The sequence below is a fragment of the Trueperella bonasi genome (assembly GCF_030811535.1).
GTDB classification, from domain to species: Bacteria; Actinomycetota; Actinomycetes; order Actinomycetales; family Actinomycetaceae; genus Trueperella; species Trueperella bonasi.
The window spans coordinates 1,216,502-1,232,751 of record NZ_JAUSQX010000001.1; the positions used below are offsets into that span (position 1 = coordinate 1,216,502).

A 16,250-nucleotide genomic window follows, 5' to 3' on the forward strand; every position below is an offset into this window, starting at 1 on the left:
TGTGGGAGGAACTTAGAGCATTCTCACCTTTGCTGGCGGTAGTTTTGCACATTAGTGCTGGCAGCCCGGGCACCAAAATAGGCGCCTGCCCTGCATGAGTTTCTCTCGAACCGTAACGCCGCAACGCAGGCAGGGCCGGCCCGTGCGATGGTAGACCGCCCAGCGTGAAGCCTCAGGATCGCCCTCGATTGGCAGCTCGGGTGCGAGGTCGTTTTGGATGGTCTGGATGGTTCCTGTCTCCAGCCCATTGGTCATCGTTTCGACGAGATCGTCCCACAGGTAGCCAATACGCTCCCGAGATACTCTGGAGCCGGGACGATACGGGTGGATGCCAACTCGGAAAAGTGATTCTGCGCGGTAGATGTTACCCGGACCCGCAGCTATCGATTGGTCCATGACAAGCCCCCCAATGGGGGAACGTCTCTTGCGAACTAAATCGATGAACAGTGAACGATCGCCGGGTGCATTGCGAAGCGGATCCGGCCCGAGCCGTTCTAGAACTTTGTTGACCTCCGTGCCGGTTTTCACTTCGCACTGATTCGGGCCGGAAAGATCGGCCGCGCCGCGGTCGGTCAAAATGCGAAGCCGGACGGCGCCTCGAGGTGGTGGTGCCTGCCACGGCTGCGACGGGGATGCGGCTTCTGTTGAGCGTGTCCGGGCTCCGAACTGTACATCATCCGATGGGTCGGTGATCGCAGAGCGGATCTCATCACCTTCGCCGATAATGATGTGCGGCACGCCTAGTAGTTTGGACTTGAGGAATGATTCATCGCCGTTAAAAACCCAGCGCCCGTAAAGACCGAGATGGACGTGAATCCACCTGATGTGAGGGTGCTCTGCGATCTGTTCAAGGGTGAATGCCGCTGCCTCGTGAGGAACGGTTGCATCCACGAATGGAATGAATAGGTGTTTACCCCACGCCTGCGAGGGGAGCACGCGGCTGCCATCGAGAATTTCCGCTCCCGCAGAAAACCGGCCCTGCGGAGAGGAGGCTGCAACGACTTCTCCCGCGAAGAGCTCGGTAAGAACGAGGGCAAGGCGATGAACGGAATGACCTTCTGGCATGGTTCTAGGTTACCCGGCGCGCCCGTTTTTGCCGGTGCGCCACGTCGTCTTCGCCTGTAGTGCACACCACACCCACTCGTTTAGTTGAGTGGAATAGACTCAACTTAGTTGACGTTGTTACTAGTGGATAGATTTTTATAGCGGGCTCCATGCGAGCCTAACGGAGGTACAGATGGATAAGCTGACAACCAAGTCACAGGAGGCCATTGCTGACGCGTTAACTGCCGCAACCAGGGCAGGTAACCCGCAGCTTGAGCCCACCCATATTCTTGCCGCACTTCTCAATCAGAAGGACGGCGTGGCAAACGCGCTGTTAGAAGCAGTCGGCGCGGATCAAAATACGATTGCGCAACGAGTGAGCGCGCAACTGGCTACTTTGCCCGCTGTGCAGGGGAGTTCCGCGGGTAATCCGCAGGCGTCCCGGCCCACGAACCTGGTCTTGTCCGATGCGGGCAAGGAAGCAACTGCGCTTGGCGATTCCTATATTTCAACGGAACACCTGCTACTTGCACTTTCCAGTTCGCAGCATTCAGCGGGTGAAATTTTGCGTTCAACGGGTGCGGGCCACGATCAATTGATGGCCGCGTTGCCCAATGTTCGAGGCAACCGAAAGGTAGATAGTCCCGACCCGGAGGGCACCTTCCAAGCTCTCGAAAAATACGGTACGGATCTTACGGCCATGGCTCGTGAAGGAAAGCTCGACCCCGTGATTGGCCGAGACTCCGAGATTCGGCGGGTTGTGCAAGTGCTCTCGCGCAGAACAAAGAACAACCCCGTTCTTATCGGTGAGCCAGGCGTCGGCAAAACGGCCGTCGTTGAAGGCCTTGCGCAGCGGATCGTTGATGGCGATGTGCCCGAATCCTTGCAGGGTAAGAGGCTTATTTCGCTCGATATTTCGGGTATGCTCGCGGGTGCTAAATACCGTGGTGAATTTGAGGAGCGGTTTAAGGCAGTCCTGCAAGAGATCAAGGATTCCGACGGCGAGGTCGTTACCTTTATCGATGAGCTCCACACAGTGGTTGGCGCTGGAGCCGGGGGAGATTCATCGCTCGATGCTGGCAATATGCTCAAGCCGATGCTGGCTCGCGGCGAACTTCGTTTGGTGGGTGCAACCACGCTGGATGAATATCGCGAAAATATTGAAAAAGACCCGGCGCTAGAGCGGCGTTTCCAACAGGTATTTGTAGGTGAGCCTTCGGTGGAGGATACGGTGGCGATTCTGCGCGGTATCGCACCCAAGTACGAGGCCCACCACAAGGTAACGATCTCGGACGGTGCGCTTGTAGCCGCTGCTAGCCTTTCCGATCGTTACATTTCTGGCCGCCAACTACCGGACAAGGCGATTGACCTCGTTGATGAAGCGGCCTCGCGTTTGCGCATGGAGCTCGATTCATCACCTGAAGAAATCGACGTGCTTCAGCGCCAAGTTGATCGCCTCAAGATGGAAAAAGCCTATCTTGAGGACAACGACGAGCAGGATGAAGCCGCTACGGAGCGCCTTGAGCGTCTTGAAGCAGAGCTCGCAGACAAATCTGAAGAGTTGGCGGCGCTCAATGCGCGGTGGGAATCTGAAAAAGCTGGCCGCAACAAGGTCGGTGACCTGCGCGTGCGTTTAGATGAATTGCGTACGGAACTTGAGAAGGCTATCCGCGAGGGTCGATACGAAGACGCAGGCCGAATCCAAAACGGCGATATCCCGAATATTCAGGCCCAGATCGATGCCGGTGAGGCAGAAGAAGAGTCCGATTCCAGCGAATCTGCGCCGATGATTGCGGAGAAGGTGGACGCCGACGGTATCGCCGAGGTCGTGGCTGCGTGGACGGGTATTCCTGTTGGGCGGCTCATGCAGGGCGAGACCCAGAAACTGCTCAGCATGGAAGATCACATTGGGCAGCGCCTAATCGGACAGCGCGAAGCCGTGGCAACGGTCGCGGACGCCGTGCGCCGTTCACGCGCGGGAGTTGCGGATCCAAACCGGCCCACGGGATCTTTCATGTTCCTGGGCCCGACCGGTGTCGGCAAAACGGAGCTCGCCAAGTCGCTTGCGGACTTCCTCTTCGACGACGAACGCGCCATGGTGCGTATCGACATGTCGGAATACGCCGAAAAGCACTCGGTCGCGCGCCTGATCGGTGCGCCACCGGGATACGTCGGCTACGAGGAGGGAGGCCAGCTTACGGAAGCAGTCCGCCGACGTCCATACGGTGTGATTTTGCTCGACGAAATCGAAAAAGCACATCCGGAGGTCTTTGACATCCTGCTTCAGGTTCTTGACGACGGCCGCCTCACTGACGGCCAGGGTCGCACGGTCGATTTCCGCAACACGATCCTGATCTTGACGTCGAATATCGGCTCGCAGTTCCTAATGGACGAGGATCTGACGCAAGAGGGCAAACATGATGCGGTGATGACCGCAGTTAGGGCACATTTCAAGCCGGAGTTCCTTAACAGGTTGGACGACATTATCGTGTTCGATCCATTGAATGTTGAGGAGATCGGCAAGATTGTTGATCTGCAGATTGAACAGCTCATGGCGCGCCTAGAGTCCCGCCGAATCACGCTCGAGATCACGGAGTCGGCTAAGAATCTCCTCACGCTCGAGGGATATGATCCGTCTTATGGTGCTCGCCCGTTGCGCAGGTTGATCCAGCGTGAGATTGGCGATCAGCTAGCTCGTATGCTCCTGAGCGGCGAGGTTGAAGACGGGGATACTGTCCGCGTGGATTCTCCTGAAATCGATACGTCGTTCCTTAGCTCGCAACCTTCTGCGGAGAGCGGCGACGGTTCAGCCCCGCAAACGGCCCAGCAAAAGGACGAGCCCGTGCGTAAGCACAAGCTTGTACTCACAAAAGTGGAGTAAATGGACGGTGGCCTGGCCCTTGGGCGAGGCCACCTCCACTATCCTTCGACTATGTGAAGCAGTGCGTTTTCAATAAGTTCTGGCATCGCGGGATGGATCCAGTGTTGAGCCCGCACGATATCGCGGGCGGTCTGACCCGTGGCCATCGCTTGCACGATGAGCTGCACGAGCGTGGGTGCTTGCGGGCCAATGATGTGGCAGCCAAGGATTGCGGTGGTCTCCCGTTCGGCTACGATTTTTGCAAATCCTTCCGGCGCCTCCATTGCCCAACCATAGGCAATATCGGCGTACCTTTGAATTCCAACGACGACGTCGATGCCCGCATCGGCTGCGGCCTGTTCGGTGATTCCCACGGTGCCTATCTGCGGATGTCCGAAAATCGCGGCGGGAACAACTTGGTGATTGACCTTGATCATGTCGTGCGGGTTGAGCAGGTTATGGCGTACTACCCGCATCTCATGGTTGGCAATATGTTTGAGCATGTAGGCAGAGGAAGCGTCTCCGAGCGTGAAGAGCCCATCGATCGGCGTGCGATCCAGGCCGAGTACGCGTTGGTATTCGTCCGCACACACTCGCCCATCTTCAACGAGGGCTCCGGCGTTTTCTAGACCCAGTTGATCCGTGTTGGGAATGCGGCCGGTTGCCACGAGAAGTTCATCGGCGACGAGCGTGCGCTCGCGGCCATCTTGTACGCCGGTTAGGTGAACCTGGCCGTCGATGTGTTCTACTTTCGTAGAGTTGAAGTTCAGCTCAACACCGTGGGAGCCGGTCGCCAGTTCAGTGTAGGTGCGCGAGATATCCGCGTCTTGGGAACGCAATAGCGCGCCACTGCGGGCTACGACGGTCACGTTCACACCCAACGCCGAGAACACGTAGGCCATCTCGACGGCGATATAGCCAGATCCCAGCACGAGCAAGGAATCTGGTAGTTCCTCCATTCGCATGACGGAGGCGTTATTGAAGATGTCGACGTCGTGGATACCAGCCAAGTTTGGAAGTGCGGGCCGCGATCCCGTGGCTATCACGATCTTGTCCGCAGTGAGTTCCACCAGTCCGTTTTCTGTGGCAACCTCGAGTTGTTTGGGCCCTAGGAAGCGAGCGCGGCCACGATATAGATCGAGATTCTCGTTATCTGGATGGGAGTTTCGATACTCCTCGCCCGCCTGTGAAATCGGATCGATTCGGCCAAAAATACGCTCGCGGATAGCTGGCCAGCTCGCGCCGTTAAACGATGTGTTCAGGCCGAAGCGTGCGCCATCGGCGGCTTGGCGTGCAAGATCGGCAGTATGGACGAACATTTTTGTTGGGATGCAACCGACGTTGAGGCATGTGCCTCCGAAGGTGCCTTCTTCAATGAGCGCGATTTTCTGGTTTGCGAACTCCGGCCCGGGAATCGAATTTGCTGATCCGGATCCGATAATGACGAGGTCGTAGTGCATGAGCCTAGACTAACGATTCTTTCGCGGCTCACGCCGGGCGCTATGCTACCCGCTGATCTTGCTTGCCTAAGCACTCGAAGCATCCCGCCAAAATTATTTCCATGCCATACTTTTGTCATGAACCTGAACGAAATGACTGCCCGTGAACTTGCCGGCGCTTTGAAGAACCGAGAGGTCTCAGCGGTTGAAGTGACTGAAAATGCGCTCGAGCGTGCCGAACGCGTTGGCGCCCAGGTGGGCGCGTTCGCTCACCTTACGCCCGAACTTGCCCGCGAGCAGGCAAAGCGCGCGGATCGCGCTCTCGCCGACGGCGATGCCCCTGCCTTCGCCGGTGTACCCCTTCCGATCAAGGACATCAACCAGGTTGCCGGCCAGCCGATGGAAGCCGGGGCGCGGATCATGCGCGGGCACGTTGCCGAAACGAACGACGCCGTCGTCGAACTTCTGGCCGAAGCTGGCACGGTGTGCATCGGCAAAACCTCCACCCCGGAGTTCGCCTTTCCGCCGTATACCGAACCTGTTGCTGGGCCGAAAGCTCGTTCGCCGTGGGATCTGAGCCGCACCGCGGGTGGATCTTCGGGCGGAGCCGCAGCGGCAGTAGCCGCTGGCATTGCACCGGTGGCCCACGCTTCCGACGGCGGCGGATCGATCCGCATTCCTGCTTCGGCGACCGGCCTGGTTGGGCTCAAACCTTCACGTGGGCTTGTCTCGGCGGCGCCCGGCGTCGACGGTGCTGGCCTGCCAACAAACGGTGTGATTACGCGCGATGTACGTGACACGGCCGCTTTCCTTGACGTTCTTTCCCAGTACCAGCCCGGTGATCCATGGTTGCGAAACCGCCCGCACACCACCTACCTCGACGCGTGCGATCGGCCGCAAAATGAGCTGCGCATCGGCATCCTTTGGGAACCGCTCAATGTTGAAGAAATCGATATGCACCCGCATTCGAGAGAGGCGGTAGAGCTGACAGCCCGCACCCTCGAGTCGCTCGGTCACCACGTGGAGATCGCTTCCAGGCCGATGAATTCACAAGATTGGGAAACCTTTATGCCGCTGTGGTCGACTTCCGCGGCCCAACTGCCCGTGCCCGAGGAAGCCGTTGACCAGCTTGAGCCCCTGACGCGCTGGCTACGTGACATGGGCCAAGGATTTTCAGCTGTCGAATACGCGAACGCGGTGAGCGGAGCGCAGGCGCTAACTCGTAAGGTGGTTAGCGAATGGGCAGACTTCGACGTGATCCTCACAGCCGCACTGCCGCCGGGCACGCTCCGGCCCGAGGATCTCATGAAAGAGGACCCGGCAGAGGATTTTTACTCCCAGCGGCGATTCACGCCGTGGACGAGCGTGTGGAACATGCTCGGCGCGCCATCGATCGCGCTCCCCGTACTCGCTGGAAAAGTGGGCCAAGACTGGCCGAACGGCGAGGCGTTAGACGAACACGACGGCGTCGTTCTTCCGTTCTCGATCATGCTCAACTCAGTGCATATCGGTACCGATGAGATGCTCCTCGGGCTGGCAGCTCAGATTGAAAGAGCGCTACCTTGGCGCGAACGTCAACTTGAAGTGATCCGCCGCTACGCGTAATCGCCTGTGCCGCGCCAGATTTGTGTGCATTCGACAAGTACGAGCGCGACGATCGGTAGCATGAGTAAAAGGTTGCCGGTTGCCGAGCTTGAGGCGAGGCCGATCAGCCAGACCACAATGTTGACAATTGCTCGCTGAGTCTTGCCAAGGAAAAAATTGTGAGCGCCCAGCGTTCCAAATAGTAATCCGAGGCAGATTGCGATCATCCTCTTGCCCCGATTCGCCGGTTTGGAAATTTCAGGGTGGGCGGTTCGCGGTTTTGAAGACGTGCGACCGAGCTGGGATGGATGCGCGCGCAATGCCGCTTGGCGCTGGCGAGCATAGTGCTGGTTGTGCAACGTCTTTGCGTTACATTGATGATAACTAGCACCGCGGAAAAGCCCGAGAGGGCCGGGGGCGTATAAGTTAGGGCCAAAGTTGTTTTCAGACTCGACAAGTAGCGGATCAGGCGACGTTTCAAATCGAACCTCGTCCGCGGACAACCTCGGCGTCTCGTCCTTCATACGGCCATACTAACGGATTTGGCGAACGAGGCTAAATGCGCCAAAAATTGCACGGCACTTACATGCCCAAAGAAGAGCCTAATGTGTAAGAGTTGGCTCATGATCACTGAACCCCTACCGGAAGATAAGTTCGCGTTCGAACGCGCATACGTGGCTTTTGATGCCAACAACATCATGCTCGAGGTGGGTGATGTTGAAAAGATTTATCAGTACAAATCCGTCACTAAGCCGATTGCTGCTTGGGGAATTCTTGTGGCAATAGCCAAGGGCAAGTTCGACTTGGATACGCCGGCCGGTCCACCGGGATCCACCTTTAGGCATTTGCTCGCGCACGCCTCTGGATTGCCACCCGAGGAAGGCGATCCGCTTGCCATGCCCGGGCGGCGGCGAATCTACTCCAACTACGGTTTTGACGTGATGGGGCAAGAAGCAGAAAAGTATCTGGACGTCTCGATTCAAGATTGGGTCGAACGCGAAGTGCTTGATCCGCTTGGCATGGAATCTGTACGAATTGTTGGTTCGATCGCGCACGCCGGAACCGGTTGCGCTAGATGCTTGGTGCCCTTTGGCCGGGAAGTCCTAAAACCAACGCTTATCCCGCGTGATCTGGCTGAAAAAGCATTCCAGTCCCAATTCGCGGGAATACCCGGAGTGACGCCCGGATACGGACGCCAGCAAAACAATCCGTGGGGGCTCGGATTTTCGATCCGAAACCCGCTAGAACCGCACTGGACCGGGCACGAATTCTCGAACCACGTCGTCGGGCACTTTGGTATGTCAGGATCCTTCTTTTACATGGACCTATCCAAGGGCAAAGGCGGGGCATTCCTCGGTGTTCAAAACTTCAACAAGGAACACATCCAGCATTGGCCCGCCTTGACCGATGCAATGATTCAGATCGACCCCGAACCAAGCGGGCAAATGGATATCCTAAACTCGATCCTGCCTTGAGAGCCTGAATTTTCCTGCGGGTCGTGCGCGCTCCAGATCGAATCGTGCACCCTAGAGCTCGAACTCAACGATCACGGGCACATGATCTGACGCCCCCTTACCCTTGCGTTCGTCGCGGTCAATCTGCGCGCCAGTCACCCGAGCTGCAAGCGCCGGGGAAGCGTAAACGAAATCAATGCGCATGCCCTCGTTTTTCGGGAAGCGTAGCTGTTGATAGTCCCAAAAGGTATAGTTTGTGGCGTACTTTCGGGTAACTTCCGTGAAGCCTGCATCCCCGAAAGCGAAAAAGGCGTCCCGTTCGGCTTGGGTTAAATACAGGCCACCGGTGCCGTTCACATCCCAAATATCAGCGTCGGTAGGAATGACGTTCCAATCGCCAGTAAGGGCGATGAGGACGTCGGGGTCCTCGGCAAGGCGTGCTTCGGCACGTTCTTTCAACGCGGCGAGCCAGGCCAGCTTGTAGTGATAGTGGGGGTCATCGATGGCCCGCCCGTTCGGCACGTACAGGCTCCACACCTCGATATTTCCCGTGGTCGCACCGATCGCTCGCGCCTCCGGATCCCCGCCGATGAAACGTTCTGGCCCATCCGGAATGCCCTTGGTGAAACCGGGCTGACCTGCAAAGCTATTTTTCACGTTGTCTAGTCCAACACGCGAGGCAATAGCGACCCCGTTCCACTGGTTGTGCCCCTCGATTGCGACCTCGTATCCAAGATCCGTGAACTGCTCGATCGGGAACTGTTCGGGTTTGCATTTGATTTCCTGCAGTGTGAGAACGTCGAGGTCATGGCGTTGTAGGACGTCGATGGCGCGGTTTGTGCGGGCACGAATCGAATTAATATTCCAGGTCGCAATCTTCATGCCCACTACCCTAGCGAAGCTGAGCGGCGGGGGCGCGGTGCGCTAACCTTAGAGCATGTCGAGAGCACTCATAACCGGAGCCAGCGCGGGCTTGGGCCGCGAATTCGCGCGCACACTGGCAGCCGAAGGGAACGACGTCGTGCTCGTTGCCCGCAGCGCAGATCGGCTTGAGGAGCTCGCAGCTGAACTTGCACCCACCGGTGTGAACATCGAGGTGCTCGCTGCGGATCTTGGTAACGAAACGGACCTTGCGCGTGTGGCGAGCAGATTGCGGGCTACTGACGATCCCGTAACGCTACTCGTCAATAACGCCGGCTTTGGGCTCGGGCAAGACTTCGTGGGCGGAACACTTGAGCGTGAACTCGAAGGGTTGAACGTGATGGTTCGTGCCGTCTTGGTGCTTTGCCACGCCGCGGCGCCCGCGATGCGCGGACGCGGATTCGGATCGATCATCAACGTCTCATCAATGACGGCACTTACCGCGCAGGGCACCTATTCCGCACACAAGGCGTGGGCGCGCACCTTCACCGAAGGGCTTGCCGCCGAGCTGGCAGGTACCGGCGTGACCGCAACAGTTGTGACCCCCGGACTCATTCGGACTGAGTTCCACGAGCGCTCAGAAGTTGATTCCTCGCAGTGGCCGGATTTCGTTTTCGCGCAGCCGCGGCAAGTTGTAGACGAGGCGCTCACGGCCGCGCGTCGTGGCCGGGTGATCGTCACCCCAACGCGTTTATACAAAGCGGCATCGGCGCTCGCGAAGTTCGCTCCCCGGGCCCTTGTTCGCAAAATCGCGGGCCCGGGCCTTTCCGGGCGCAATGGGTGACATCTCGGAATTGAAGCCTTGTGGAATGATACGAAAATATGTAACCTAGATCTCAGGAGCGGTAGCTTACATGTGTGCTTGCGTGGCTCCGACGTACCTTGGTTGGGAGGGGTGGACGAATGCACCAACATGTTCTCTCGAAGCGCCGTCTTTCATTTATTGCTTGGGGTGTTGCGTCACTGTTGTTAATCTCGACCATCATTTTTCGCGACTATGCCGTGTTTTTAGTGGTAGTGGCAGTATTTCTTTGGGCGTTATCTTTGGGCTTGTATATCTCGAGCGAGAATGATCGGAGGAACTCGTAATGAAATATGAAGGAGCATGGAGTCAGGGTTGGCAACTATTGTCAATTTTCTTAGTAGCGCTATCTTTGACGTTTGTGAACATTGCGCCGTCAACAGCTGTTTCCCATGTGCTGTTACCGAGCGGACATGTCGCGAGCAATAGCTACACAGATTTCACGTCGGCGGCGATGGGTCAGTGCTCCATACGGCCGCCGACTGGAATCACCACAGTTCAAAGTCAACTGGAAGAGGTCGACTATATTTCGATCGCTCAGTCGGAAGGCTATGTGACGCAGGGTGGGCAGATTCAGGATTTTTCAAGAGCAACGGTTACGCAACTTGACGGGGTAACGGTAGTCGCCGTTCCAACTTCCTCGCCACATAAAGATCTTGAGCCGGTCAATCACGTTTCCTATGTGTTTACCGGTGAATTGCTCACGGACACGCTCGAGTTGAAGAGCAGTTATACGGCGGGCTACCTTGGGGCTAGTTATACCATGTGGGTGAATGGTGAACACGTTGTGTCAGATCAGGTCACCTATTGGCAGTACGTATTAGGTCAGGTGAATGACAAACATGGAAACGGCTATTCGCCAACCGGCCTATCTTGGAATGACTTTAGAAGGTGTATTTCAGAACAAGGAATTAGCTGGGTTGCCATCACGATAGCGGCCTCAGTGTGTGGGCTCGCATGTACATTCGTGCCATTTTCCTGTGCTTACTGTACGGCTGGAGCTTTGGGAACTAACGTAGGGGTGGTTCTTAGTTGTGTGCAGTGGGCGTGGAAATAAGTTGGACGGTAGGCCCAATATGCAAAGAAATCCTAGCTTTGAAGCGGACCCTTATAGTATGGTGTCCTTAAAAAGGACTTTAGGCAAGAGTGTGATTGTCTACTAGCTGAAACACGTATCCCTTACCCCGGGAGATCACTGACAGATAGAATCGGCCAAAAGGAGTGCCGATGCTGTCGTATTTCACCTCGTGGCCCGTTCATCCTGAGTGGTACCTCGATACTGTTCCGCCCGGCACTTTTACGTTCAATTTCGATAATCGTGCTTTCCACATGTGGGCCGAGCCGCTGTTTACCGAGGAGATATTGCGTATCGGCCAGCCCAATGTGGATACGGGTGAAGGCTTTATTTTCACCTGTTACACCAACGCGGATGGGCTTACCCAATTTGACGCGGCTTTTCGGCTCGAACCCTTTGAAGATGGCAGCGAACTCATCATGCGTTATGTGCTCGACACCGAAACGTGGATTGCTGGCCCGACCCTCGGCCACGGCTCGCAAGTGGCCGTTCTGCTCGCCGACATGCTCGCCCGGCATCACAAAGATAAGCCGCGCGCGCTTGCTGTTGGTGAGGTTGCGATTGAAACGTTCGGCGCAGACCATGTCGTGGTGCACGTTTGCCTACCGGATAGCGTGATGCGATTGATCCACGTCGGGGATCACGTGGAAGCCGAGTCTGGCACCGTGTTCGCAAGGCGTTTTCAAGTTGTGCGAGCACACTTAGACGGACCGCTGGGAGAAGCCGGAGGCTCGCTCGTCGTCGACGATCAAGGGGTGCGAAAATACTGCCCCGATGTTGACACCGGGCAGTATATGCGGCCGCGGCTCGGCGAAGAGGTGCCGCAGTTGCTTCGCGACCTCGCTCCGCGCCTGTGGAATGGTGGCGAAGCGCTCGGCCAAAATTTGGACGTATGAAAGAATTGCACTGTGAATGAGAACGATCCACACGGATTCAACGAGTGGGGCAACGGAGAAAAGATCGGCGGGATAGTTGGGGTCGGGCCGTGGGAACAGGAATACCCAGACGTGCCCAGACCGAGCGACCCGCGCTTCGATCCCGAGTTGCTCGACAATGGCGACAGGCGCAATGTGACCGACCAATTTCGGTATTGGACCGTTGAAGCTATCCATGCCGAATTGGAAAAAGATCGCTCCGCCTTACACGTAGCAATCGAAAACCTCGAACATGACCTCAATATCGGTTCGATCGTGCGAACGGGCAACGCGTTTAATGTGGGCGGGGTACATATCGTTGGACGGAGAAAGTGGAACAAGCGCGGGGCTCTTGTGACTGACCGCTATTTGAACATCCACCATCACGCCGAACCGACAGGGCTGGCCGAATGGGCGCAGGAACACGGATACACGCTCGTAGCCGTCGACAATACCGGCCAGACCCGCGCGATAGAAAACGTGGCGTTGCCCGAGCGATCAATTTTAGTGTTCGGCCAAGAATCGACCGGAATATCCTCGGAACTGCGCCATGTGTGTCCGATGGCGGTGTATATCCCGCAATTCGGATCGACCCGTTCCCTGAATGTGGCCGCCGCTGCCGCGATCGCCCAGCACGAATGGGTGCGCCAACATCGCCCTCCAGCACCGGATAGGTGATGTGATGCAGGGGCGAAACAGTGAAGGCTGCTCGGGGCACGAGGGCGCGAAAAGGACGCCCAAAAGCATCCACGTCGTGGGTGCCATCTTTGTGCGCGACGGAAAAATCCTTGCAGCCCAGCGTGGTCCGGGTTCTTCCATGGCCGGCTATTGGGAATTTCCCGGCGGCAAAATTGAGCCGGGTGAAACGCCTGAAGAGGCATTAGTCAGAGAACTACGCGAGGAACTAAAGCTTGACGTGGAGGTCGGCGAGTTTGTAGCGAGGGGAACCTACGATTATTCGTTTGGCACGGTGCTCCTTGATGGGTACATGTGCGAGATTCCGGCCGGCGCGACCCCGAAGCTCACCGAACACGCCCAAATTCGGTGGTTGGCACCTGAACATCTGCAGTCGGTGCAGTGGGCACCGGCTGATGTGCCGATCGTTGAGGTACTTTTGAGAACATTTGAGGGATGATTTGGAACCGATCTTCACATATACGAAGATCGTGCTGGAATCATCCCCCAAATGTCAGCCCAGGAGTAAATCAGCGAGGGCTGTGAGGGTTTCCGACGCTCCGGCATCGATCCGAAGGTCAACGATGCCATCGGCTGCCGTTGGGCCATGGTTGATAATTGCAAGTGGTGATCCGGTTCCCCATGCTTGCCGAGTAATCCACATGCCGGTATTGACCACTAGCGAGCTACCCACGACCAGCGCAACGTCCGCCTCGCTGGCTGCTTCCATAGCCGCTTCCATGTCTTGACTCGGGAGCCCCTCGCCGAAGAATACGACAGCAGGCTTCATCAGTCCGCCGCACTCGGAACACGGCGCCACCCTGAAGTTGGAAGCCTCGGCTTCAGGCCGATCGGCCGTGGCGAGCACGGCCGGATCACGATCATATTGAGGCCAGCCGGGGTTGAGCTCATCCAAGTCCACTGCGTATTCTTCGCGGGCAATCACCCGATCACAATCGAGACAGCGAACGCGCGCAAATGAGCCGTGGAGCTCCCATACTTTGTGGGAGCCAGCTTTCGTGTGCAGGCCATCGATGTTTTGAGTGGCAACCCCCGAGATTAGGCCGGCTGACTCAAATCGGGCGAGAGCGATGTGCCCTCCCGACGGCTCGAGTGACTCGAAGACCCGCCAGGTTTCATGATTGCGCTGCCAAACCCAGCGTTGCCACACCGGATCGGCCACAAACATGTCGTACTCAATCGATGGCTTTTCCGTTGAACCCTTCCCACGGTAATCGGGCAGGCCGGAATCTGTGGAGATGCCCGCGCCTGTTATGGCTAGTGTTTTCCTGCCATCCATAAGTTCAGCAAGTGCTTGCGCTGCTTCGATCGAATCCGAAATCACCATGTGACCACCTCGCCTAACATCCTAATGGCTGAACATCGCGCGCCTAGATTTCAAGGCCAAGACGGCTGTGGGAGAAACTGCCTAGGCCGAATGCGGCAAACGTGAGATAATGATTGCGAAAAGTTTTGACTAGTAAAGGAGCAGCATGGGTATCGCAACACCCGAGGTATACAACGAGATGATCGATCGCGCGAAGGCAGAAGGCTTCGCATACCCGGCGTTTAACGTCACCTCATCCCAAACACTCATCGCAGCTTTGCAAGGCTTGGCCGACGCAGAGTCTGACGGCATCATCCAGGTTTCAGTTGGTGGTGCAGAGTACCTGTCCGGTTCTACGGTTAAGGATCGCGTCGCAGGTTCACTCGCCCTGGCTGCTTTCGCACGTGAAGTTGCAAAGAACTATCCGGTGACGATCGCGCTACACACAGACCACTGCGCCTATGAAAACATCGACTCGTGGATTCGCCCTCTTATCGAAGCGTCTATCGCCGAGGTTAAGGCTGGCCGCGAACCGATTTTCCAGTCGCACATGTGGGACGGATCGGCTGTGAGCCTTGAAAAGAATCTTGAGGTTGCTCAAGAACTTCTAGACCTGACGAACCAAGCCAAGCAGATCCTCGAGATCGAAATTGGCGTCGTCGGAGGCGAAGAAGACGGCGTCGCCCACGAAATTAACGAAAAGCTCTACACCACCGTCGAGGACGGCATGGCCACCGTTGAAGCACTTGGCCTTGGCGAAAAAGGCCGGTACATTACGGCGCTAACCTTCGGTAATGTTCACGGTGTGTACAAGCCTGGTGCCGTCAAGCTTCGTCCGGAACTACTCGGTGAGATTCAGACTGCCGTTGGCGAGAAATACGGCAAGGAAAAGCCGTTCGACCTGGTCTTCCACGGAGGTTCAGGCTCGTCGGCAGAAGAAATCGCGACAGCGGTTGGCCACGGCGTCATCAAGATGAACATCGATACTGACACCCAGTACGCGTTCACCCGCCCGGTTGTTTCCCACATGTTCGAAAACTACGACGGCGTGTTGAAGATCGACGGCGAAGTTGGCAACAAGAAGATGTACGACCCTCGTACATGGGGCAAGAAGGCAGAAGCGGGCATGGCGGAGCGTGTTGTTGAGGCCGCTCAGCAGCTGGGCTCGGCAGGCAAGAAGCTGAAGTAACTAGCGGAGAGTTCTGGTAGCTCACCGGAACTCGAAGGGCTTGACCGCTCCCAAAATGACGTGCTCCCCGGAAGTAGGTACCAACTGGTCTAACTTCCGGGGAGCTTTTCTATCTTGTAGCCTCCATCCGCACGGACCTTCTCATCTTCCCGCGACTCTTAGATGGCTTCGGCGACACCTTGTATTGGCAAGTAAAGCCTCGCGGGAACAATATTAGTGGCGCGGGGAGGGTGTTATTAGTCCTCGTGATTGGCGTCAAAGGTGTCAATGATTCTGACGACTATATGGGTCAAAGCCCCGAGAACCAATCCCTGCTTGAGGTGGGCGAATCGGTCACCAGCTGCTCGCTTGCGTTCACCGCGACGCAGGATCGCACGTTCTGCAGATATTATTGTGGCGATTGCGCCAGCGCCGGCCATCGTAGTTAGCGCAGCTGCCAGCGCCGGATTCTCAGACATTCGTTTTACTAACTTTAATGCTGGGCCTTGAGTAAAGTTAACTTCTTCATCGAGGTTATTCGCGAACTCTTCGTAATCTGCGCCATTGAAATCGTCTTGTGGATCGTCGGCAGAAATCTTCATCGTTGGTTCAAGTGGCCAGAATTGGAATTCGTTATAGGCCATTGCGCCAATGATGCCGGTTCGGAGTAATTTACGCAATGCGTTTGAGCGAACGATGTCAGGCAACGCATAGTAGACGATCGTGTTTGCAGTTTGCGCCAACTGATAGCCGACTTTATGAGAACTATCAGGCATCATGAGCTCCTTTAATGTCTGGAGAGCGAACTCGGTCTTGGCAATTTATCATTCACATGCAGAGTATCAAGCGATGAGACTCACGTCGTCAAACCTAAGGGGTACCTTTATCTAAGAGAAATCTTCTCAGAGAGTAAGAAATAATTGCCCGCATTCCGATACGGGACTACAATTATCCTGCTCGTTGGACACCCCCGCGAGTACCATCTAG

At 56.6% G+C, this 16,250-nt stretch carries 15 protein-coding genes; 9 read left to right on the forward strand and 6 right to left on the reverse strand.

Features of this window, described 5'->3' with window-relative positions; all coding sequences use genetic code 11:
• Window positions 1-51 precede the first annotated feature (51 nt).
• Window positions 52-1,065, reverse strand: a complete 1,014-nt coding sequence (locus tag J2S70_RS05650) for an Fpg/Nei family DNA glycosylase (RefSeq protein ID WP_307682762.1) — start codon at window positions 1,063-1,065, stop codon at window positions 52-54.
• A 172-nt stretch (window positions 1,066-1,237) separates the two neighbouring features.
• On the opposite strand from J2S70_RS05650, the gene clpB reads away from it, so the two are divergent.
• On the forward strand, window positions 1,238-3,925 hold the full coding sequence (clpB, locus tag J2S70_RS05655) for an ATP-dependent chaperone ClpB (RefSeq protein WP_307682763.1): 2,688 nt from the start codon (window positions 1,238-1,240) through the stop codon (window positions 3,923-3,925).
• Window positions 3,926-3,963: 38 nt separating this feature from the next.
• On the opposite strand, the gene J2S70_RS05660 is transcribed toward clpB, so the two are convergent.
• Entirely contained in the window at window positions 3,964-5,364 is a 1,401-nt protein-coding gene (locus J2S70_RS05660; RefSeq protein ID WP_307682764.1) for a mycothione reductase, read from the reverse strand.
• A 117-nt stretch (window positions 5,365-5,481) separates the two neighbouring features.
• Here J2S70_RS05660 and J2S70_RS05665 point away from each other — a divergent pair, with 117 nt between their 5' ends.
• Entirely contained in the window at window positions 5,482-6,948 is a 1,467-nt protein-coding gene (locus J2S70_RS05665) for an amidase (RefSeq protein WP_307682765.1), read from the forward strand.
• On the opposite strand, the gene J2S70_RS05670 is transcribed toward J2S70_RS05665, so the two are convergent.
• Entirely contained in the window at window positions 6,939-7,451 is a 513-nt protein-coding gene (locus tag J2S70_RS05670; RefSeq protein WP_307682766.1) for a TM2 domain-containing protein, read from the reverse strand. The genes J2S70_RS05665 and J2S70_RS05670 overlap by 10 nt on opposite strands.
• A 99-nt stretch (window positions 7,452-7,550) precedes the next feature.
• Between J2S70_RS05670 and J2S70_RS05675 the strand changes: the two genes are divergently transcribed.
• Window positions 7,551-8,402: a serine hydrolase domain-containing protein gene (locus J2S70_RS05675; RefSeq protein WP_307682767.1), complete on the forward strand. Its 852-nt coding sequence runs from the start codon at window positions 7,551-7,553 to the stop codon at window positions 8,400-8,402.
• Between the two features lie 51 nt (window positions 8,403-8,453).
• Here the strand turns inward: J2S70_RS05675 and J2S70_RS05680 are convergent, their stop codons facing one another.
• Window positions 8,454-9,263: an exodeoxyribonuclease III gene (locus J2S70_RS05680; RefSeq protein ID WP_307682768.1), complete on the reverse strand. Its 810-nt coding sequence runs from the start codon at window positions 9,261-9,263 to the stop codon at window positions 8,454-8,456.
• A gap of 55 nt (window positions 9,264-9,318) precedes the next feature.
• Here J2S70_RS05680 and J2S70_RS05685 point away from each other — a divergent pair, with 55 nt between their 5' ends.
• The 5 genes from J2S70_RS05685 (at window position 9,319) to J2S70_RS05705 (ending at window position 13,228) form a co-directional block, all read left to right on the forward strand.
• Window positions 9,319-10,086 carry an SDR family NAD(P)-dependent oxidoreductase gene (locus J2S70_RS05685; protein WP_307682769.1) on the forward strand — a complete coding sequence of 256 codons (768 nt, stop codon included), beginning with the start codon at window positions 9,319-9,321 and terminating at the stop codon, window positions 10,084-10,086.
• Window positions 10,087-10,390: 304 nt separating this feature from the next.
• Window positions 10,391-11,161 (forward strand): hypothetical protein, encoded by a 771-nt coding sequence (locus J2S70_RS05690; protein ID WP_307682770.1) that lies wholly within the window; start codon window positions 10,391-10,393, stop codon window positions 11,159-11,161.
• Between the two features lie 170 nt (window positions 11,162-11,331).
• Window positions 11,332-12,075 (forward strand): hypothetical protein, encoded by a 744-nt coding sequence (locus J2S70_RS05695; protein WP_307682771.1) that lies wholly within the window; start codon window positions 11,332-11,334, stop codon window positions 12,073-12,075.
• A gap of 12 nt (window positions 12,076-12,087) precedes the next feature.
• The gene (locus tag J2S70_RS05700; protein WP_307682772.1) at window positions 12,088-12,771 is read left to right on the forward strand and encodes a TrmH family RNA methyltransferase; all 684 of its coding nucleotides are present in this window, start codon (window positions 12,088-12,090) and stop codon (window positions 12,769-12,771) included.
• Between the two features lie 4 nt (window positions 12,772-12,775).
• Window positions 12,776-13,228, forward strand: a complete 453-nt coding sequence (locus J2S70_RS05705) for a (deoxy)nucleoside triphosphate pyrophosphohydrolase (protein WP_307682773.1) — start codon at window positions 12,776-12,778, stop codon at window positions 13,226-13,228.
• Between the two features lie 54 nt (window positions 13,229-13,282).
• Here J2S70_RS05705 and J2S70_RS05710 read toward each other — a convergent pair whose 3' ends face one another.
• Entirely contained in the window at window positions 13,283-14,116 is an 834-nt protein-coding gene (locus J2S70_RS05710; protein WP_307682774.1) for a Sir2 family NAD-dependent protein deacetylase, read from the reverse strand.
• A 145-nt stretch (window positions 14,117-14,261) separates the two neighbouring features.
• Between J2S70_RS05710 and fbaA the strand changes: the two genes are divergently transcribed.
• Complete coding sequence (gene fbaA / locus J2S70_RS05715; protein ID WP_307682775.1) at window positions 14,262-15,284, forward strand: class II fructose-bisphosphate aldolase; 1,023 nt, start codon at window positions 14,262-14,264, stop codon at window positions 15,282-15,284.
• A gap of 236 nt (window positions 15,285-15,520) precedes the next feature.
• On the opposite strand, the gene J2S70_RS05720 is transcribed toward fbaA, so the two are convergent.
• Window positions 15,521-16,039 (reverse strand): hypothetical protein, encoded by a 519-nt coding sequence (locus J2S70_RS05720; protein ID WP_307682776.1) that lies wholly within the window; start codon window positions 16,037-16,039, stop codon window positions 15,521-15,523.
• Window positions 16,040-16,250 lie beyond the last annotated feature (211 nt).

Excerpts from the sequence above, each read along its gene's own strand:
- J2S70_RS05650 (WP_307682762.1), bottom strand. The coding sequence starts at position 1,065 with ATGCCAGAAGGTCATTCCGTTCATCGCCTTGCCCTCGTTCTTACCGAG.
- clpB (WP_307682763.1), top strand. The coding sequence starts at position 1,238 with ATGGATAAGCTGACAACCAAGTCACAGGAGGCCATTGCTGACGCGTTA.
- J2S70_RS05660 (WP_307682764.1), bottom strand. The coding sequence starts at position 5,364 with ATGCACTACGACCTCGTCATTATCGGATCCGGATCAGCAAATTCGATT.
- J2S70_RS05665 (WP_307682765.1), top strand. The coding sequence starts at position 5,482 with ATGAACCTGAACGAAATGACTGCCCGTGAACTTGCCGGCGCTTTGAAG.
- J2S70_RS05670 (WP_307682766.1), bottom strand. The coding sequence starts at position 7,451 with ATGAAGGACGAGACGCCGAGGTTGTCCGCGGACGAGGTTCGATTTGAA.
- J2S70_RS05675 (WP_307682767.1), top strand. The coding sequence starts at position 7,551 with ATGATCACTGAACCCCTACCGGAAGATAAGTTCGCGTTCGAACGCGCA.
- J2S70_RS05680 (WP_307682768.1), bottom strand. The coding sequence starts at position 9,263 with ATGAAGATTGCGACCTGGAATATTAATTCGATTCGTGCCCGCACAAAC.
- J2S70_RS05685 (WP_307682769.1), top strand. The coding sequence starts at position 9,319 with ATGTCGAGAGCACTCATAACCGGAGCCAGCGCGGGCTTGGGCCGCGAA.
- J2S70_RS05690 (WP_307682770.1), top strand. The coding sequence starts at position 10,391 with ATGAAATATGAAGGAGCATGGAGTCAGGGTTGGCAACTATTGTCAATT.
- J2S70_RS05695 (WP_307682771.1), top strand. The coding sequence starts at position 11,332 with ATGCTGTCGTATTTCACCTCGTGGCCCGTTCATCCTGAGTGGTACCTC.
- J2S70_RS05705 (WP_307682773.1), top strand. The coding sequence starts at position 12,776 with ATGCAGGGGCGAAACAGTGAAGGCTGCTCGGGGCACGAGGGCGCGAAA.
- J2S70_RS05710 (WP_307682774.1), bottom strand. The coding sequence starts at position 14,116 with ATGGTGATTTCGGATTCGATCGAAGCAGCGCAAGCACTTGCTGAACTT.
- fbaA (WP_307682775.1), top strand. The coding sequence starts at position 14,262 with ATGGGTATCGCAACACCCGAGGTATACAACGAGATGATCGATCGCGCG.
- J2S70_RS05720 (WP_307682776.1), bottom strand. The coding sequence starts at position 16,039 with ATGCCTGATAGTTCTCATAAAGTCGGCTATCAGTTGGCGCAAACTGCA.